This is a genomic window from Paenibacillus arenosi, from assembly GCF_014841135.1.
Lineage (GTDB): Bacteria > Bacillota > Bacilli > Paenibacillales > Paenibacillaceae > Paenibacillus_B > Paenibacillus_B arenosi.
Window position 1 is genome coordinate 1 of record NZ_JACYTN010000020.1, and the last position, 20,638, is coordinate 20,638.

A 20,638-nucleotide genomic window follows, 5' to 3' on the forward strand; every position below is an offset into this window, starting at 1 on the left:
CATAAGGTGCTGGTGCGGCTGACATTTCTCTTATGAGGGATGTCAGTGTTTCTTTTAGCGAATTCGCGTACTCATTCATTGGCGTAACCTCCTCGTTTTTTCAAGGGGCTACGTTATACATTTTCATCTGCTTGTCAAGTGCTATTTCTCATTTTTGCGCAAAAAAGAGCAGGTTATCTTTTTTCGATAGACCTACTCTTGTTCTTAATTTTTGATCCTGTGCCTTAACTTAATGACATTGGCCATTTGGCTGCCTTTTTTATATGAATATACGCATAATTGCTCAATAAGTTGGCTCAAATTCAAAACTGCCAGTACCTTTTAGTTTATAATTAAAAAATTTCAGAATCAGCTCATTTTGAGTTTCAATACAGTAGTAGGTATCAATGGATGCTTTTTCACCTTGTAGAAAATTTGCAAAGATAGGAGCGAATAACGGCAAATCCGTCAGACTTAAATGTTTTGCACCTTCAAAATGAACGGTGTATGACTCAGTAGAATTCATATCGATGGTCTTGTTTGCGGCATAAGTGGAGATTGTATCAAGTTGTACCCAAACATCGTCAGAATAGATATTAAGAAGCGGGGTCGTATACACATCCCCACTTGCTTCAAAATTATTAATCTCTGTATTGTAAATAAGCTCACTAAACAACGGAGCGTCAATATTGACAACCGCACTTACATCATCACGCTCTTTACCCACCCAAACACTTGCTGCACCACCCATCGAATGGCCGAAAACACCTATTTTCTCAGTATCAATAAGCTGATAAATGGGGTCGCTATCATTTTCGGATCGATGAAGAATCGTATCCATTACAAAGTTCATATCGTCTGTACGTAGCTTCATCCATTTTTGAATGAGCCCATAGCCTTCTGCTGCTGTGTAACTACCCGCTGTGTTGGAATTACTAATTTCCTGCATATATTCTGTATTGACTAGCGTAGTTGTCCCGTCATCTGAAACCGTATAAAAGGAATGATAGGGATGATCGATGGAAACGACTACATAGCCGTGGCTTGCAAGCTCAGTATAGGTTGAGGTGTTGCTTTCCTTAATACCGTATGCGCCGTGTGAAAATACTAATAGTGGATAGGTTCCATCAGCATTTTCAGGATACCAGAATTGTACATTAACAAATCTGTTTTCGCCGGTGTCGGTAAATTCCTCAATCCGGTTTTCATCTGTGTAGGTGTAAGTGGTTGTTGTAACATCATATTGACCTGTAACCTTTGGTAATTTATATTGCGGAAAAATAAGAGCAGGTACAAGTGCAATTACCAACGCCAATGTCATCATACTTGCTTTCCCGATAATCCGAGAGCCTTTGTACTTTTTGGTATTTGCTTTGTTGCGTATGAGTGACACCGATCCGATTACAGCCAGTATGAAAAGAAGTATAGCAAGCAATACCCAGCTAAAACTCCAAATGATAACGGATGAAAGTGTGAGAAGGACAAATGTTGAAAATATAGCAATTCGAACCCAGCTTCTGAGTTTGGAGTGGATTTGCTTCGTTGCGACGCAATATATTGCTAACACAAATTCGATCATTAGAGTGACAAACAGTACTAACATTCCCATAGTAGCTACTCCTTTTCGTTTCTATTGATTTTTGATTCCATCTTAGAAAACGGTTAAAAGGATGTATATAAAAAAGCAATAAGCTGTAGCTGCGGGGCAATAAGTTGCAAAAAAGAGCGATAAGCTATTTAGCTTACCGCTGCTCTCAAATATTTTTCTTAAAAGACTTTAGTTTTTCGTTAATGCTATTGGCTACTTTTTTATCATTGTGCCATGCCAGCAGACGAACGATGACGTAGACTACTGCAACTTGTAAGGCAAGAATAATTACACTTAATGGACTGTTTATAACACCAATGATAATTCCAAGAGAAATTAGGATGATTTCCAAAGCAATAAAGTGAATAGCAATTCTTACACGCGTTTGCTTCTCACTTAGATCCTTACGAGAATACATAATAAATCCAAGCAATGCACCAATCATTGAAAAAGTCATAATCGTATAAATCGACTTCAAATCAAAGGCTAGATCGGGATGAAAAAATTGCCGCAAAAGTGTAATGATAATGATGATGGATCCGAAGATGGTAAAGAAATCTCGGATGGTCTCTTTTATAAATTGAGAAAGTTTCATTATTGCCCCTCCATTTATATTCCAAGCATCCTTTTCAGGACAGGCACATACTGCCTGGATATAACAACACGTTCTCCGTTATCAAGTACTGCTTCAAATCTACCGCTTATGGATGGATGAATATATGAAATGATAGCTATGTTCAAAATCGTTGATTTTGATGCACGAAAAAATGTTTTCTCCCTGCATCGTTCCTCAAGCTCATAAAGCTTCTGTTTTATCTCAAAAACCTTGTCCTTGCAGTAAATAAAAACTTTTCCGTCAACTGCCTCAAAGTAAAAGACATCGCTAAGCTTAATACGATGAACACGATCATTATGGTAACCAAGCAGGATGAGGGTTTCTGTTTTCAAAATGTTAACGATCTCGTAAATCTCCTGATCCACCTCATGGCATTTGATGAGAATCTCTTCTTCAAGATCTTTATTTATTTCTTCGATTGAAATTTTCATGATAACACCTACTATAGATGGTTATATAAATTGTAAATGCAATTTAAAATATTTATGTTTACCGCAGTCGCAATAACTTGAACTGTAACATAAGTAGTGTTAAAGCAAAAGGTGTTCTATGATAATCTGATGCAAAAAAATGTATATTGATTTACCTAGTTTATCGTTGATTATTGCTCGAATCATGAAGAAAGTTGGAGGATGCTCCTTCATTCGTTATAATGATAGGAAGAGCAATCATCGATGGGATGCAGAAGAGAGGAAAGTGAATCGTGACTTTAACATTTAAACAATTATCTATAGATGATATTTATGCCGATAAGCTGGAGCAGCGCGGTATCGTAACGCCGTCTCCTGTACAGGCGGAAGCGATCCCAGCTGCGGTAGCAGGGCGCGATGTATTGGCGCAATCTCAAACAGGTACAGGTAAGACACTAGCTTACTTATTACCAGTGCTTACGCGCATACAGCTGGATCAAAGCGCACTGCAGGCAGTAGTCGTCGCGCCTACACAAGAGCTGGCGATGCAGATCGTGCGTGAGGCAGAAGCGCTTGCTGGCGCAGAAGGGCTTATCGTGGCGCCGCTTATTGGAGGTGCTGCATTGAACCGACAGTTGGATAAGCTGAAGCAGCGTCCACAACTTGCGGTGGGTACGCCAGGTCGTATTCGCGAGTTGCTGGATATGAAAAAGCTGAAAATGCACGAAGTTCGCACAATCATCATTGACGAGGTAGATCATGTGCTGCGTCAAAGCGGAGCAGGCGATATCGAGCAGATTATGAACCGCGCCTTGCGTGATCGTCAGCTGTTGTTCTTCTCTGCAACACTGCCTGCTGAAGTGAAAAAGCTTGCCTCGAAATGGATGAACGATCCTGTAAATGTCGGTATTGAACCGGACAAGCGTGTTGCGGACACGATTACGCATTCCTTTATCGTATCAGAGGAGCGCGACAGAATTGATATGCTCAGACGCCTTGTACGTCATTACAATCCGAAGAGCTCCATTGTATTTGTCAATGATTCGGACATGATCGGCGAATGGGAATCGAAGCTAAAGTATGCTCATTTATCAGTAGGCACTTTATATGGGAATGCTCCGAAGCAGGAACGCGTTCAGGTACTGCGCCGCTTCCGTGAAGGGGAATTCCAGCTGCTGCTAGCGACGGATGTCGCTGCTCGTGGCTTGGATATTGCTGATCTGGAGATCGTATTCAGCTTGCAGCCTGCAATCAATGCGGAGCATTATGTTCACCGTGCAGGGCGAACAGGTCGTATGGGTCGTAAAGGGATATCTGTCAACCTGATTACGGAACGTGAGCTGTTCATTATGCGTAAGTTCGAGCGTGAACTTAACATCCAAATTCAAGAATGGTCGTACAATGATGGCAAAGTACGTCTTGTTGAAGAGGGAGTGGTTAAGCGCAAGCCTCAAGCGCGCAAGCCAGTTGAAACTCGACAAGCTGGTTCCCAACGTAAGGGGAATGAGCGCCATCGCGATAAGAAGAGTAAAGGTGCGCCAAAGTGGTTGAAAGCGAAGCAGCAAGAAAACGGTGATAAAGGTCGACCGCAACAATAACAGTAAAATACGTTAAGAATAAGGATGCTAGCGTTTAGTCGCTAGCATCTTTTTTTATGGTGTAAATAGTGAATGAAAATTAAGAATTTACAAATTTATGAACAAAGGATAATTCTTTTATGCCTTTTAAAGGAAAAGTAATGGATTTATAAAACCAAAAGATGGTGTCTATTATCTAGTAATTTAGAAGGAGAGTGGAGAAGTTGAAAAGAGAGAACGATGCACGTCCGTGGAAGCTGCTGCTTGTATTAAGTCTGGTCGTTACGATGTTGGCCGCTTGTTCAGGAGGTAGTAAGAGTGAACTGCCTCCTCTAGCAGAGGATGGTACCGGTAAAATCAGAGTCATGTACTGGGGAGAAGAAGAATTTTTGCTCGATTATGGGACGCCATTTAATGTGATGTATCCCGATATGGAGTTTGAAGTTGTACCTCTGGCAGAGCTGAATAGCTCTATTGGGCCTGATGATAACTATATCGAAAAATGGAGCGAATTTATAAAAGAAAAAAAGCTGGATGTCGTGATGGTAAATCAAGAAGAATTTAAAAAGATTGCGAATGATGGATTGCTATATCCACTAGACTCACTTATCCGAGATGAACAATATCCAATTGATGATTTCCACCCAGGTACGATTGATACTCTACGTCAGATGGGAGGGAATTCTTTGTATGGATTATCCTCACACTTTGAGTCTGCTGCCTTATTCTACAATGAAGATTTATTCAAAGAGCATGGAGTGGAACTGCCTCGACCTAATATGTCGGTAAATGAAGTGTTGGAGCTTGCCGAGCGATTTGAAAGTAAATCCAATCATGCCAAAGATCGTGTTAACGGGATACATAGCGAGTATATGAGTCCTGGTAGGATGCTCAGATCTTTTGCATCTATGGCCGGCTTACAGTTTGTTGATCCGAAAGCAGAAAAAATCGTAATGGACAGCGAGGCATGGAAAACGCTATTTATCCAATATGCTGAGCTAGTGAAAGACAAGAAGACGAATTTTATTGCGCCAGACAGGCAAGATGGTTATGCTAACGGATTCCTTGAGGGCAAGTCGGCTATGCTTATAGCGGATCTATGGATGATGGACAACCTTAGAAATGCTCAATTAAACGATCAAAGTAACAAGAAAAAAACATTTAAATGGAATATCGTCTCTATTCCTATTGACCCAGCTAAGCCCGATGAATCTCAAATGGTCAGATTTGGCGGTATCTTTGCCATGATGAAAGATGCTACCAACAAGCGCGAGGCATGGGAGTTTATCAAGTTTAGCGCTGGTCCAGAAATGGCTAAAGTTCATGGCAGTTTTTCTAGTAAATTAACGACACGTACGAAATATCAAAAGAATCTATGGGGAGCAGATATGGGAGCATTTACGAAGCTTAAGCCTTCTCTTTCTCCTTCTCTCGAAGAGACAATTGGTAAACATAACATATCGGAGTCATTTATTGAACAGATCGATCAGTCTATTTATGAGGCTATTCAGTCGGTTGTGGATGGGAAGAAATCCTCAGAACAGGCTTATATGGATCTGCTTCCAGAGCTACAGAAGCGTTTGGATGAAGCTAGAATAAAAGAAGGGAAAGAAAAGGATAAGCCCAAAAAGTAAGTGGTAACTACGGTGTGAGGAAAATTCGATAATTCTATCTTCTAGTAGATATAAAAAAGGAGAGAACAGACGTTGAAAAAGATAGATGTTGGACGTCATGGGAAGCTGCTGCTTATTTTTATTCTCGTTATGACGATGTTATCAGCTTGTACAGGAGGAGCTCAAAGTGAGCTCCCGGAGCTTCCTGAAGATGGTTCAGGTAAAATTCGAGTGATGTACTATAGCGAACAGCGATTTATGAGCTTCTATGCGGTTCCATTTAAAGTGAAGTATCCGAATATCGAATTTGAAATTGTGCCAGCGAGTGAATTTTATAGTTCCGTAGAACCTAATGATGACTATACGGAGAAGTTAATTGAATTTATAAAAAAGAAAAAGTTAGATGTGGTGCTGCTAGGTCAAAGAGAATATGAGCAGGTAGCTAGTCAGGGCATGTTATATCCGTTGGATTCACTTGTAAAAGAAGAAAACTACCCGATTGATGACTTTCATCCAGGGGTTATTGAACAACTGCGGCAGTTAGGTGGAAATACGCTGTATGGTCTAGCAACTGCGTTTCAATCTTCTGCTCTATTCTACAATGTAGATTTGTTTGAAGAATATGGTGTAGAACTGCCACGGCATAAAATGTCCGTGTCTGAGGTGTTGGAGCTTGCAGCGCGATTTGAAAGCAAATCTCAAAAAGATAGTGAACGTATATATGGAATGAATAGTACATTTATGCCTAGCGGACATATGTTGCAAACTTTTGCGTCCATGGCGGGGCTGCAGATGGTGGACCAGAAAGCTGAGAAAATTCTCATGGACAGTGAAGCCTGGAAATCACTATTTATTCAATTTGTGGAGCTTATCAAGGACAAGAAGTGGAACATAGCTGCGTCAAATGGTTATAACAACTATGATCCATCCTTCGGAGAAGGAAGATCGGCGATGACGATAGGTTATACATGGATGATGAGGCAAATGAAAGCTGCTCAGGATTATAACAAAGATAAAAAGATGTTCAAGTGGGGGGTGGTGACGGTGCCTATTAACCCAGCTATGCCAGATGAATCATCCGAGATTCAAATGATCAACATCTTTGCGATGACGAAAGATTCGACGAATAAGCGAGCGGCATGGGAATTTATTAAATTTAGTGCTGGTATCGAAATGGCCAAAATTAGAGGGAAATCTTCAGGAGAGTTGACGACACGTTCAAAATATCAGAAGGATCTATATGGAATGAGCGTAGAGGCGTTTACGATGTTGAAGCCGTCCAATGCTCCAGCGGTTCGTGAGACCATGCAAAAGAATAACGTATCCGCGACTTCCTTTTTTGTAAATGCAGAGAAGGCCTTTGATAAGGCGTTTAAGTCTGTTGTCGATGGGAAAAAGACGGCAGAGCAGGCTTATGAGGAGCTAGTACCAGAGCTTCAGCAGCATCTGGATGAAGCTAGACGAAAAGGACAAGAAGAACAAGCAAAAAAGAAGAAGTAAGTGGGAATAAGGCACGTATCGATCGACAACAAAAACATAATAGAACACAAATAAAAACGAATGCTGTCACAAAGTGCAGCATTCGTTTTGTTTATACAGATAAGACGCTTAAGAACATCATGAAAATAAATGTATAGGTAGGGAGAGAAATATAATTATGTTAAGTCGGTATCGCCACTGGAAAAAAGTTATTATCATAAGTCTTGTTGTCGTGCTGCTGACGGCTTGTACAGGGGGAAATAAAAGTGAGCTTCCTCCTATGCCTGAGAGTGGGGAAGGCACCATTAGAGTGTTGTACTGGAACGAAGAGCAGTTTATGAAGGACTACGGATCATCTTTCAATGTGAAGTATCCCGATATTGAGTTTGAAGTAGTTTCAACGGGGGAGATGCATCAATCGATTGGACCGGATGATGATTACCATGAGAAGATGCTCGCATTTGTGAAAGACAAGCGGCTTGACGTTGTCATTTTGCATCAGGGTGATTATGAGCGTTTTTCATCGGATGGATTACTATATAAAATAGATTCGCTTATTGAAGATGAAAAGTATCCAATTGATGATTTCCATCCCGGAGTTATTGACCTACTGCGTGAAAAGGGCGGTAATGCCTTGTATGGATTAGCTGCTCATTTTAGTGCTAGTGCCCTGTTCTATAATGTAGATCTATTTAAAGAGTATGGAGTTGAGCTTCCTCGACACAAGATGTCTGTAAATGAAGTGCTAGAGCTTGCAGCGAGGTTTGACAATAAATCTCAAAATGACAAGGATCGTATTTATGGATTTGATACTGAAAGTAAGGAACTTGGACACATGCTAATTAACCTTGCAGACATGTCCAATTTGCTGCTAGTTGATCCGAAAGCGGAAAAAATAGTGATGGATAGTGAGGCGTGGAAAACTTTGTTTTTCAAATATGCTGAACTTGTAAAGGGAAAAAAGCTCAATTATTATGAGCGCGCGAGCAATGTATTTGGACCTGGGTTTTATGATGGAAAAGCAGCGATGATGATAGGAGAAGAATGGTCGATAGGACAAATGAAAACCATGCAATATTTAAGCGATAAAAACGGGAAAAAGCATAAAGCGTTCGAATGGGGGATGGTGACGATCCCTGTTGATCCATCTCGACCAGACGAATCAAAAATAATTTCACTGGCTAGTATTTTATCGATGATGAAGGATGCGCCTAACAAACGTGCGTCATGGGAATTTATAAAGTTCAGCGCAGGTATTGAAATGGCTAAGATTACAGGAAAATCGGAAGGGAAACTGACGACACGAACCAAATATCAAAAGGATATGGCTGGAAAGAGTGTAGAAGCATTTACGATGTTGAAACCTGCGACCAATTCACCATTCTTATTTGAAACGCTGAATAAAAATAAGGTGTCTCAGGAATTTTTCCGAAATCTATTTACGGAATTAAATACTACTTTTAAGGATATTGCTTCAGGAAAAAAGACTACGGAACAAGCATATGAAGAACTGCAAATAAAGCTTCAGCAGCAGTTGGATGTGGCTAGAGAAAAAGGCGCTGCGCAAAAAGATAAGGTTAAGAAATAACCCTTGTATAAGACACGACCAGTAAATCCATAAGGACTTGCTGGTCGTTTTATATTCATTGATTTCTATAATAAATCGTTACACAGCCTCAGTTGTATGATGGCAAATGTGGTTTTATACTTTAAGCAAGAACATATATGGATGTTTATCCATAGGTAGTAAATTCAAACTTAATTTACCTCTAGAGAGCGAAATTCACTTCACTTTCAATTCTTCCATCACATTTCTTGAAACACAAACTGAAACGGCACAATACGTAAGCGCTTTAATCGGTAGTAAACGCTGCGTCTTAACTTCTCATCATGATCGTTAATAACTATCTAAGCTAAAGAAATATATAGGCGCAGTATTACTATAATGAATTAGTTAAAGAGAGGGGAATGATCATGTCTAGTTGGACTCGTCCATGGAAGTTGGTTGTAGTATTAAGTCTTGTTGTTTCATTGTTAGCTGCTTGTACAGGGGGGAATAAGAGTGAACTGCCAGAGCTTCCTGAGAATGGGGCCGGGAAAATTACGATTATGCATTATGGTGAAGAGCAGTTTATGAGCGAGTTTGGCAACACATTCAGTGTAAAGTTTCCTGAGATTGAACTTGAAGTCGTTGAGATGCAGGAGTATTTTCAATCACTAAAGCCAGAAGATGATGGTAATAAGAAACTTATAGAGTTTATTAAAAATAAAAAAGTAGATGTTGCGATGTTGAATCAAGGCAACTACGAGGAACTTGCTTCGGCAGGGGTGTTATATAAGCTGGATACGATCATTCAAGATGAAAAGTATTCAGTCGATGATTTCGCTCCTGGTGTGATCGATTTGATTCGTGAGAAAGGTGGCAATGCACTGTATGGATTGCCTACTGTGTTTAACAGCCAGGCTCTATTTTATAATGTCGATCTATTTAAGAAACATGCAGTTGAGCTACCAACAAATAAAATGAATGTGAAACAAGTGATGGATTTAGCGAAGAGGTTTGATAGCAAATCCAAAGACGAAAAGGATCGTATTTATGGCATCCATACAGGATACCGAAATATAGCGGACTATTTTATATTTCTTGGTGAGGCTTCAAATATGCAAATTATCGATCAAAAAGCAGAAAAAGTAGTTATGGATAGTGAGGCTTGGAAAGTACTATTTCTCGATTATGCAGAGCTTGTAAAGAGTGGGAAGATCAATATGAATGACCAGAGTCCTAACAGAGCGTATGATCCAGGCTTCGCTGCTGGCAAGTCTGCTCTAGGTATTGGTCAACAGTGGATGATTGAAGAAATGAAGTATGCAACGCAGCGCTACGGTCCAGATGGGAAGCCAGGAAAAGCATTCGAATGGGGAATGGTCACGGTACCCGTTGATCCAGCTAGTCCGGATGAGTCTTCTTTAGTAGAGCTTTCAGAAATTTTTGCGGTTACGAATGATTCACCAAATAAGCGTGCTGCTTGGGAATTTATTAAGTTCAGTACAGGACCAGAGATGGCTCGTATCAATGGCCGCTCGACTAGAAAATTAACAGCTCGCACGAAATATCAAAAAGAAATCAACGGCAAAAGCATGGAAGCCTTCACGATGCTGCGCCCTGCGAAAAATAACTATAATGTATACAAAACCTTAAATAAAAACGACGTATCGGTGGAATTCCACTCAACGTTGACGATGAAATTAAATGAAGCATTAATGGCAGTGAAAGATGGCAAGAAATCAGCGGAGCAAGCTTATTCAGACTTGTTGCCAGAGCTTCAAAAGGCGCTTGAAGAAGCGAAGCAAAAAGGCGCCAAGGAAAAAGCAGAGAAAAAATAGAAGAATATTGGAGCATGTCAGTGAAGCACGCCCAGCAGCTTATTGGATAAGCTTGATGGGTGTGTTTTTTCATTGCTGCCAAGGTTAGTTGAAATGTGAAAATTATGGATATATAATTTAGGTAGAGCATGTTGCTAGGAACCTATATGTTTTCGAAGCAACTCAGATACTTTGCTTAACGATCTTCCTCTTACATCTAGCATTTTACCTACGCTAATCTCAGTCATCCATCCAGATACACATCTCAGATGCACACCATTCTATATGAAATGATAGTCTCAGTTTCATATGTTAGTAAGGCTGTGTCATTTGTGCTCACCAAGACTCTCACCTTCATCAACTCAGTAGACGCAGTATAACTATAATAATTGCCTTAATAGAGAGGGGAATGAACATGTCGAGTTGGACTCGTCCATGGAAATTAGTAGTAGTGTTAAGTCTCGCAGTCTCATTATTGGCTGCATGTACAGGGGGGAGTAAAAGTGAACTTCCTGCCCTGCCCGAAAATGGATCTGGGAAAATTACGGTCATGCACTGGAGTGCAGACCAGTTCATGAATGAGTTGGGAAATACATTTAATGTGAAATATCCCGAGATTGAGTTTCAAATAGTCGATCCTAAAGAATTATATGAATCTTTCAAACCAGAAAATGGAGAAGGAGAATACGAGAAAAAGCTTACTGAATTTATTAAAAAGAAAAAAATAGACGTCGTTATGACACATCAAATGGAATACGAGAAGCTGGCTAAGGCAGGAAATCTGTATAAGCTGGATACGCTCATTCAAGATGAAAAGTATCCGATGGATGATTTCCATCCTGGCATTGTTGATTTGCTTCGTGAAAAAGGCGGCAACGCGATATACGGGCTACCTAGCGGGATAAATTCAATGGCTTTATTTTATAACGTGGACTTATTTAAGAAACATGGTATAGAGGTTCCTACACATAAAATGTCGGCGCAGCAAGTGCTTGACTTAGCACAGCGATTCCCAGGTGGGTCCGATGAAAAAGACCGTATTTATGGAATCCATACGGGGTATCATTCTGTAGGTGGCCATATGTTATCGCTTGGAGAAATGTCAAATCTTCAAGTCATTGATCAAAAAGCAGAAAAAGTGCTTATGAACAGTGAAGGCTGGAGAAGTCTATTTACAAGTTATGCTGAGTTAATGAAGGATAATAAAATAAATATAAATGATAGGAACAATCAAGGTGGATCTTATGGAAGTGGCTTCCCGGCTGGAAAGGCGGCTATGGTTCTCAATTATACATGGATGTTTGATGAAATGAAGTATGCATCTCATAGTCAAGGTCCAGACGGCAAGGAGAGTAAGCCATTTGAGTGGAATATGGTTACAGTGCCTGTTGATCCAGCTAATCCGGACGAGTCTTCTAGTGTTAACTTGGGTGAAATATATGCGGTTACGAGCAGTGCGGTGGACAAGCGTGCGGCTTGGGAGTTTGTCAAGTTCACAACTGGTCCTGAGATGGCCAAAATTAACGGTCGCTCTACGCGAAAATTGACGGCACGTAAAAACTATCAAAAAGAAGTAGAAGGAAAAAGCATGGAAGCCTTCACGATGCTGCGCCCTGCAAAAAATAATTATTCCATGCAGAGTACGTTAGAAAAAAATGATATATCTTATGAATTCCACCAGACATTAGCTACGAAATTGGAAGAGGCCCTTACAAGTGTGAAAAATGGCAAGAAATCTGCTGATCAAGCTTATAACGAGCTAATTCCTGAGCTTCAGAAGGCCCTTGAAGAGGCGAAGCGTAAGGGAGCAGAAGAGAAAAAGAAGAAAAAATAATAGCATATCTGATCTCTTTCGCAGAGCACGCCCAGTAGCTTATCTATATAAGCAGGCAGGGCGTGTTTTTTCATTACTGCGAAGATTAGTTGTAACGTGAAAATTATGGATATATAATGTAGCTTGGTTATGTTTATAGATACATATAACACAGTATAACTATAGTAATTGCCTTAATAGAGAGGGGAATGAACATGTCGAGTTGGACTCGTCCATGGAAGCTAGTTATTGCATTAAGTTTTGTCGTTTCGTTATTAGCCGCGTGTACAGGGGGGAGTAAAAGTGAATTGCCGGAACTCCCTGAAAATGGTGCGGGGAAAATTACGATCATGCACTGGAATGCAGATTCATTTATGACTGAGTTAGGAAATACGTTTAATGTAAAATATCCAGAAATCGAGTTTCAAGTCGTTGAGTCTAATGAATTTTATGATTCTTTCAAACCCGAAGAGGGAAATGCCGATAAGAAGCTTGCCGAATTTATTAAAAAGAAAAAAATAGATGTCGTTATGACACATCAGATAGAATACGAGAAACTGGCTAAGGCAGGAGTTCTGTATAAATTGGATACGCTCATTCAAGAGGAAAAGTATCCGATGGATGATTTTCATCCTGGCATTGTTGATTTGCTTCGTGAAAAAGGAGGCAATGCAATATACGGACTGCCTAGCGGGATAAATTCAATGGCCTTATTTTATAACGTGGACTTATTTAAAAAGGAAGGTATAGAAGTTCCTACACATAAAATGTCCGCGCAGCAAGTACTTGACCTAGCACAGCGATTCCCAGGTGGGTCCGATGAAAAAGACCGTATTTATGGAATTCATACGGAGTATGGTTCTGTAGGTGACCACATGTTATCGCTTGGGGAGATGACTAACCTTCAAGTTATTGACCAGAAAGCCGAGAAAGTCGTTATGGACAGTGAAGCTTGGAAAGAGTTATTTACTAGTTATGCTGAATTGATGAAAGACAATAAAATAAATGTAACGGATAACAATCAAGGCGGTTCTTATGATGGTGGCTTTTCGGCAGGGAAGGCGGCTATGATTCTCAGCAGTACTTGGATGATTGAAGAAATGAAGTATGCATCTCGACGTGAAGACGGCGAGCGAAGTAAACCATTCGAGTGGAATACCGTTACAGTGCCTGTTGATCCTGCTAATCCTGATGAATCTTCGAGCGTCAGATTGGGTGAAATATTTGCGATAACGAATCATGCGACGGACAAACGTGCAGCATGGGAGTTTGTAAAGTTTACGACAGGCCCAGAAATGGCAAAAATAAATGGCCGTTCTACTCGGAAGCTGACAGCGCGAAAAAACTTTCAAAAAGATAAAGATGGAAAAAGTTTAGAAGCATTTACGATGCTGCGTCCTGGGAAAAATAATTATCCCTTTTACAGAATATTAGAAAAAAATGATATATCTAATGAGTTTAATCAGACTTTAAGTATGAAGTTGGATGAAGCACTTAAAAGTGTGAAAGAGGGTAAGAAATCTGCTGATCAAGCTTATAACGAGCTGATTCCTGAGCTTCAGAAGGCCCTCGTAGAGGCGAAGCAAAAAGGAGCCGAGGAAGAGGCGAAGAAAAAATAATAGTCATATATAATCTTGTTAGCAGAGCACGTCCAGCAGCTTACGTAGGTAAGCAGGCAGGATGTGCTTTGTTTATTATTTGCCTTCATTCAAGGAATATGGAAAAGGTAGATTATATTCATTGATAAACATGATGTTAGGTACATATATATGAACCAACGTTTGGCTTTACCTCTTATTCCTCAGTCACTTATTTACCTACCCCACCTATGAATCGATCCCAAAGCTTATTAGTTACATTTACGCTCATCATTTCTTTCACGCTTATATCAATAGATAATAAATCGAGAGGGGAATCATTATGTACAAATGGGCACGTCCATGGAAGATGGTTGTGGGACTAAGTCTTGTTGTCTCGTTGTTAGCTTCATGTACAGGGGGAAATCAAAGTGAACTGCCGGAACTTCCTGAGAATAGTGCAGCAACAATTAAGGTCATGTATCACAGTTCAGAACTGTTTATGAGTGAGTATGGCAATACGTTTAATGTTAAATTTCCAGAAATAGAGTTTGAAGTGATCGAGAATTCAGAATTCGAATCATTTGTAAAACCAGGGGATGACAGAGATAAGAAACTGATTGAATTTATAAAAAGTAAAAACATAGATGTCGCCATCTTGCAACAATCCCAATATGAGCATTTATCAGCTTCAGGGACTTTATATAAACTCGATACGATTATACAAGAGGAAAAGTATCCGGTGGATGACTTCGCACCTGGTGTTATGGATTTTCTACGTGAAAAAGGTGGGAACGCTATATATGGATTATCTGGAACGATTAGTTCAGACGCGTTATTTTACAATGTCGATTTATTTAAGCAGCAAGGTGTAGAGGTCCCAACGCATAAGATGTCTGTCGAGCAAGTGATGGATTTAGCACAACGATTCGAAAGTAAGTCCAATAATGATAAAGACCGTACGTATGGTCTTCACACCGAATACATGCTTCCAGCGGATTACGTACTTCACCTTGGAAGTATGTCGAATCTTCAAATTGTTGATCAGAAAGCAGAGAATGTCGTTATGGATAGTGAGGCTTGGAGGACGTTGTTTACGAAATACGCGGACTTGATGAAAAATAAAAAGGTCAATGTTCAAGACGATAACAATTATATGGGATATGGTCAGGGGGGATTTCCAGCGGGTAAGGCGGCAATGTCTATCAGCTATTATTGGATGTTCGAAGAAATCAAGTACGCGATGCAGGGTGGTTATGATGGAAAGAAAACAAAGCCGTTTGAATGGAACATTGTCTCTCTACCTGTTGATCCAGCTAACCCTGATGAATCTTCCAGGGTAAGGATTGCCGAAATTTTCGTCATATCAATTGATTCAGCAAATAAGCGCGCAGCGTGGGAGTTAGTCAAGTTTAGCACAGGTCAGGAAATGGCTCGCATTCATGGGCGTACCAGCCGGAGGATGACGTCGCGCGTCAAATATCAGCAGCCTATAGAAGGTAAAAGTATGGAAGCTTTTACGATCCTGCGCCCTGCTAAAAACAGCTACACTTTGGATGAAGTGTTACGGAAAAATAATGTTTCTAAGGAGTTTGCCGATACACTGAATACGAAATTAGGCAATGCTTTGAGTGCTGTGAAAGAGGGTAAGAAATCTGCTGATCAAGCTTATCAAGATTTATTGCCTGAGCTGCAGCATGCTCTCGTAGAGGCGAAGAAAAAACCGTAACATGATAACTGCAAAATAAAAGCACGATATTGAGCACGCCCAGCACCTTATTCATGTAAGCAGGCAGGGCGTGTTTTGTTTATTCGCTTCTAGCTGGCGGATTCGATATAATGGCATAGAGAGGTGAATGGAAGATGAATCCTTTATTAGAAGTCAATCAATTAACTGGTGGGTACAGCATCGGTAGACCTGTATTGCATCAAGTGTCGTTTATTGTGAAGCCTGGTGAAATGGTCGGTTTGATCGGCTTGAACGGAGCGGGTAAAAGTACGACGATGAAGCATATATTAGGATTGCTTGATCCACAGCAGGGACAAGTGTTAGTCAATGGAAAGCAGCTTAACAGCGGGGCCGAGGCATATCGTTCAGCGATAGCCTATGTGCCGGAATCGCCGCTCATGTATGATGCGTTAACGGTGTATGAGCATTTGGTATGGTCTGCAACTGCATATGGCGTAAGCGAACAACAATTTGAAGAGCGAGTTGATGAGCTTGCGAAGTTATTCCATATGGAAGCTCATTTACATAAGGCTGCACAGCATTTATCTAAGGGAATGAAGCAGAAGACGATGCTGATGTGTGCATTTATCGCACGTCCTCCCCTTTATATTATTGATGAGCCGTTTCTAGGATTGGATCCGCTCGGTATTCGCTCGCTGCTTCAATATATGAAACGGTTGAAGGAAGAAGGGGCTTCTTTGCTTGTTAGCTCGCATATCCTTTCTACAATTGAGCAATATTGCGATCGCTTCGTCCTGCTTCATCATGGAAAGGTACTTATTGACGGTACATCGCAACAATTGAAATTGGGCCTTGAGGCTCGCGGGGTAGCGATGTCAGAGCAAGCTCGACTAGAAGATGCGTTCTATGCTTGGGTTGGGGATGATAGCGTATCGTCGGAGGTTCCTGATGAGAGATAGCGTGGAGCGTTCAGCAGATGGTTCTCGAAGCTCGTTCGAGCAAGCTGATGTGCGCAAGTGGATACATCCAGACAAGCTGTGGGCGGATCGAGTAACATCGTATTGGCTATCGATTATTCCTTACGTTGGCTATGTGATACGAAGTGGATTCGGGTTTATGATCGCTTTTTTATTTGTTGTAGGAACAGCGTTGTATGCATCCTATTTGGAGCGTGTACCAGCAGATTTTCCTGTTCGCTTCTTGGCGCTAGTTATTTTAGTGCCTACACTTGTTCATATGACGTTTCGAACCTTTATCGTAGAAGCAGATCGTGTATTTTTCCTGCGTATTGCACATAAAATGCAGCCGTATTTAAGACGAAGTGTCCGATACAGCCTTATTCCACGTCTGCTGCTGACGGTAGCTGTATGGACAGCTATTTGGCCGTTATATCAGCGGGTGGATGCATCACCTAAGCCATATTTGTTGATGCTTATCGTGCTGTTCATATTGAAGCTGGTCGTAGCCTACGGCGTATGGATAGAGCGCCATGTGACAGATAAAGATTCTCTGTTTTGGCTCGAATGGTCACGCAAGATCGTATGCGTACTATTTATTTGGGCTTGGTTGTGGTTTCCGATCCCCGCCGCAGGGCTGATCTCGGGTGTGATTGGCATTGTTTATTTGCTAGCACTCCGTCGTGTTCCTGTTTTAACTTTTGCTTGGGATGCCCATATGGAGGCCGAACGTGTTCATCAACAGCGAATTCAGCAATTTTTAAGCAGCTTTGTCGATTTGCCTGCTATGGATGAGCGAAGATTTGCGCGTCCTTGGCTGAGCTGGCTTGGGAATCGTTATTCGTTCCGTCAATCCTATGCGTACCACTACATGTTGGCCAAGACGATTATACGCAGTGAATGGTTAGGCATATGGATGCGTTTAACCGTAATCGGGACGCTGCTTATCACATTTGCCAAAGATACGCCTTGGAACGGATTGCTGCTGCTGTTATTCCTTGTAGCAATCGGTGCGCAAAATCGGACCTTATTCCAACTTCACAAGCATGATGTTTGGTATCAATTATATCCATTGTCACCTAAGGCGAAGAAAGATGCAGCTTTAACATTTAGTACAGCTTTTCATTTCCTCTCTGCGCTTACTCTGCTTGTGCCTGTTATCGTAGGATCTACTTCCATCATGTATCGAATGGCAGCAGTAGGGCTTGCGGCTGTGATTGTAGCATCCACCCGTTGGTCTCGTGGACGCTCCAAGATGCAGGATGAAGATGATGACGATTAATGAAAAAAAGCCGGACGTACAAGCTTCTTTACCGATTATCGGTAGGAAGCTTGTGCCCCGGCTTTTTTGATGGAATGTTTATTTTTCGATTACATCCATGTATCGAGAATGATAGGAAAAACCTAATCAGGATTCTTTAGGCATCCCGCTTAGATGTTCATGAATCAATTTCCAGTGACGCTGCCCAATGTCTGCTCATAGTTGTTCATATATCGATATTACTTGCTCACTTTCGATGAAGTCAGATCAAGCACACCTTGATAGATCGTATCAAACAGCTCAGGCAGATGCTCTTCTTCAATACAAGAGAACGCAACGCGCAGATCCGTCTCACCTAATGCGATCGTACCGATGCCGTACTGCTCCAGCAAGTGGATACGTAGATCTTCAGCAGACACCTTGCTTAGACGCAAGCACATAAAGTAGCCGGAGTTGAACGGATAATAGGTCCAAGCGCCTGCATATTTGCCACTGTCAAGCAATGATTTGACAACATTCGCACGAGCTTTCATAATATTGAACTTTTCTTGTTTCTGTTCTGCATAGGCAGGTGACTGTAGCGCCTTAAGCACGAAGGTTTGAGAAGGATGAGGGCCGCTCGAGATCGTCGAACGAATAATTCCCATCGTCTTCTGCTCCAAGGCGGCAAGTAATTTCTCAGAAGTGGATGCATAGGTGATGAACCCGACACGGAAGCCCCATACATATTCTTCTTTTGTTGCGCCATCTACCTTCACTGCAAGTACATTTGGATGGAGAGATGCTAACGCCCCGAATAGAGATTCTTGGACAGAATCTTCAAAGAACAAGCCATAGTAAGCATCGTCTGAAACGACGACAAGCTTCATTCCGTTTTCTGCTGCTTCTTTAATAACAGCAACGATAGCTTGCGCTTCTTCTGCTCCAGGTGTATATCCTGTTGGATTGTTCGGGAAGTTAAGCAAAATAATTGCTTTTCCTTTGCTGCTGTGAGCTTGAAGCACCTGACGAAGACCTTCACTATTGAATTTCATTTCGTCATTATATAGAGGGTAGTAAGCGATTTGTGCACCACGACGAATATTAAAAGTCAGCTCATAGTTCTCCCAGTTCTTATCAGGCATAACGACGATATCATCTTCATCTGCAAATAAGTCTGCAACGATGCTTAAGCCATGCGTCAATGCATTTGTTACGATAGGATTACTAATAAGCTTCCCTTCCAAAGAAGGTGTTTCTTTAAAAATTTTGTCCTTCCAAATGCTGCGCAGCTCAGGCTTTCCAGCAGGAGGGGCATACGGATAAAGATCTTTTGGTTCAAAGGCGGACAATTGATCTTGGATGACTTTTAGATGCATAGGTCCTTTGCCTTCTGTTGCAATACCGATTGTAGCATTGAATTTTTTCGCTTTAGCAGATGCTTCAGCCGATTGGTTCAAAATTCCCTCTTTAGGGAAATAAATGAGCTGTCCAAGGCGGGATAACATGCTGTACACGTGTTCATTTTCTTGACGAATAGATTCATTCAATTGTTGAGCTAGTGGGTTCATCATCTTCATCCTTCCAGCGTCCATAATAATCGGTTACACAATGCCTTTATTATAGCACTCGTAGAAGAGAACGTCATCGTTACGTTGGAAAAGGGTGGATATTTATTGGCCGATATTTCGAAAAAGAAGAACCTGAACAAAACAGAAGAGGAAAACATGTAATTAATTATCGAAATGAGCAGGAAAAAAGCTTATGCTTATATAAATGAAATAGAATTCGTATAAGCACGGAAAGGGGAGTATACAGATTGCTGCACGCATCAGCGACTTCTTATGTACTTAAGCCAGGAATTGCTAAAATTACTTGTGAGCCGAATTGGAAATGGCTAAAGCGGGAGAAGCCGCTGGAAAACTTCGACTTATTCTATGTTTGGAGTGGAGAAGGACAAGTCGTGCTCAATGATCAACCTTATGAAGTAAGTAAGGGAAGCTGCTTCTTATTCAGACCTGGCGATCATACGAGTGCAACACATCATCCGCAGAAGCCATTAACGCTTACCTACATTCATTTCAATATTGATGCTGGTGTGACGGAGATACCGAAGCCTTATCGACAGTTAACGGAGACCGTAGACTTTGAACACTTGCTGGCACGATTCGTTCGATTGCATGTGACTCAACCCTTTGGAGCTGAGGTGGAAACACAGCTTGTATTGAAGCAGCTTATGATATATTTGCTGCGTGACGAGTGTGAAGAACCACAAGATCGGAAATTGAGCCAGCAGTTAACGACTTCTGTTCACGAAGTTGCTAACTATATTCGGCAAAATCCAGGACTTTCTCATCGAATCGAAGATTTAGCCAAGCGGGCACAGCTGTCACCGCGTTACTTCTCTGTGAAATTCAAAGAGCTGATAGGGGTATCTGTGCAAAATTACATTATTCGTTCACGTATTGAGCGGGCTGAGCATTTGCTTCATCATGCAGGCATGAATGTGACGGAGGTAGCTGACGCCTTGGGCTATCGAGATATTTTCTTCTTCAGTAGGCAGTTCAAGCAATACACGGGAAGAAGTCCTTCTGAAATAAGATAGCGGAGTCGGTGATACTTTTTACACGATTGTGCGTACATATTAAGGCGCTGTGGAAGCAGCTGCTGGTATGAGGAATGAAATACAGCCTCTTTCTATGATAAAATAAGCTTACATAACTTAATAGTTAAAGAG

15 protein-coding genes are annotated in these 20,638 nt (G+C 41.2%); 11 read left to right on the forward strand and 4 right to left on the reverse strand.

Translation table 11 applies throughout. The features are described from left to right. Positions 1-283: 283 nt before the first annotated feature. From IFO66_RS18215 to IFO66_RS18225, 3 genes are all read right to left on the reverse strand, one after another. Positions 284-1,588 carry an alpha/beta hydrolase family protein gene (locus IFO66_RS18215; RefSeq protein ID WP_192026540.1) on the reverse strand — a complete coding sequence of 435 codons (1,305 nt, stop codon included), beginning with the start codon at positions 1,586-1,588 and terminating at the stop codon, positions 284-286. A 145-nt stretch (positions 1,589-1,733) separates the two neighbouring features. Then, on the reverse strand, positions 1,734-2,162 hold the full coding sequence (locus IFO66_RS18220) for a DUF3021 family protein (RefSeq protein WP_192026541.1): 429 nt from the start codon (positions 2,160-2,162) through the stop codon (positions 1,734-1,736). 14 nt (positions 2,163-2,176) lie between these two features. Then, the gene (locus tag IFO66_RS18225; protein WP_192026542.1) at positions 2,177-2,614 is read right to left on the reverse strand and encodes a LytTR family DNA-binding domain-containing protein; all 438 of its coding nucleotides are present in this window, start codon (positions 2,612-2,614) and stop codon (positions 2,177-2,179) included. 269 nt (positions 2,615-2,883) lie between these two features. Between IFO66_RS18225 and IFO66_RS18230 the strand changes: the two genes are divergently transcribed. The 10 genes from IFO66_RS18230 to IFO66_RS18275 all read left to right on the forward strand — a co-directional run bounded on the left by IFO66_RS18230 (position 2,884) and on the right by IFO66_RS18275 (position 17,943). Further along, positions 2,884-4,191: a DEAD/DEAH box helicase gene (locus IFO66_RS18230; RefSeq protein ID WP_192026602.1), complete on the forward strand. Its 1,308-nt coding sequence runs from the start codon at positions 2,884-2,886 to the stop codon at positions 4,189-4,191. A 203-nt stretch (positions 4,192-4,394) separates the two neighbouring features. After that, positions 4,395-5,804, forward strand: a complete 1,410-nt coding sequence (locus IFO66_RS18235) for an ABC transporter substrate-binding protein (RefSeq protein WP_192026543.1) — start codon at positions 4,395-4,397, stop codon at positions 5,802-5,804. 72 nt (positions 5,805-5,876) lie between these two features. Continuing rightward, a complete protein-coding gene (locus IFO66_RS18240; RefSeq protein WP_192026544.1) occupies positions 5,877-7,283 on the forward strand; it encodes an ABC transporter substrate-binding protein in 1,407 nt (468 codons plus the stop codon). A gap of 157 nt (positions 7,284-7,440) precedes the next feature. After that, the gene (locus IFO66_RS18245; protein WP_192026545.1) at positions 7,441-8,850 is read left to right on the forward strand and encodes an ABC transporter substrate-binding protein; all 1,410 of its coding nucleotides are present in this window, start codon (positions 7,441-7,443) and stop codon (positions 8,848-8,850) included. 386 nt (positions 8,851-9,236) lie between these two features. After that, positions 9,237-10,646, forward strand: a complete 1,410-nt coding sequence (locus IFO66_RS18250) for an ABC transporter substrate-binding protein (RefSeq protein ID WP_192026546.1) — start codon at positions 9,237-9,239, stop codon at positions 10,644-10,646. 394 nt (positions 10,647-11,040) lie between these two features. Then, positions 11,041-12,459 carry an ABC transporter substrate-binding protein gene (locus tag IFO66_RS18255; RefSeq protein ID WP_192026547.1) on the forward strand — a complete coding sequence of 473 codons (1,419 nt, stop codon included), beginning with the start codon at positions 11,041-11,043 and terminating at the stop codon, positions 12,457-12,459. A gap of 194 nt (positions 12,460-12,653) precedes the next feature. Continuing rightward, on the forward strand, positions 12,654-14,057 hold the full coding sequence (locus IFO66_RS18260; RefSeq protein WP_192026548.1) for an ABC transporter substrate-binding protein: 1,404 nt from the start codon (positions 12,654-12,656) through the stop codon (positions 14,055-14,057). A 301-nt stretch (positions 14,058-14,358) separates the two neighbouring features. Continuing rightward, complete coding sequence (locus IFO66_RS18265; protein ID WP_192026549.1) at positions 14,359-15,744, forward strand: ABC transporter substrate-binding protein; 1,386 nt, start codon at positions 14,359-14,361, stop codon at positions 15,742-15,744. 134 nt (positions 15,745-15,878) lie between these two features. Next, positions 15,879-16,664: an ABC transporter ATP-binding protein gene (locus IFO66_RS18270; RefSeq protein ID WP_192026550.1), complete on the forward strand. Its 786-nt coding sequence runs from the start codon at positions 15,879-15,881 to the stop codon at positions 16,662-16,664. Continuing rightward, positions 16,654-17,943: an ABC transporter permease gene (locus IFO66_RS18275; protein WP_192026551.1), complete on the forward strand. Its 1,290-nt coding sequence runs from the start codon at positions 16,654-16,656 to the stop codon at positions 17,941-17,943. Before IFO66_RS18270 ends, IFO66_RS18275 begins: the two co-directional genes overlap by 11 nt. Before the next feature lie 218 nt (positions 17,944-18,161). Here the strand turns inward: IFO66_RS18275 and IFO66_RS18280 are convergent, their stop codons facing one another. Then, positions 18,162-19,472: an aminotransferase class I/II-fold pyridoxal phosphate-dependent enzyme gene (locus IFO66_RS18280; protein ID WP_192026603.1), complete on the reverse strand. Its 1,311-nt coding sequence runs from the start codon at positions 19,470-19,472 to the stop codon at positions 18,162-18,164. Between the two features lie 248 nt (positions 19,473-19,720). Between IFO66_RS18280 and IFO66_RS18285 the strand changes: the two genes are divergently transcribed. Then, complete coding sequence (locus IFO66_RS18285; RefSeq protein ID WP_192026552.1) at positions 19,721-20,506, forward strand: helix-turn-helix domain-containing protein; 786 nt, start codon at positions 19,721-19,723, stop codon at positions 20,504-20,506. Positions 20,507-20,638: the final 132 nt, after the last annotated feature.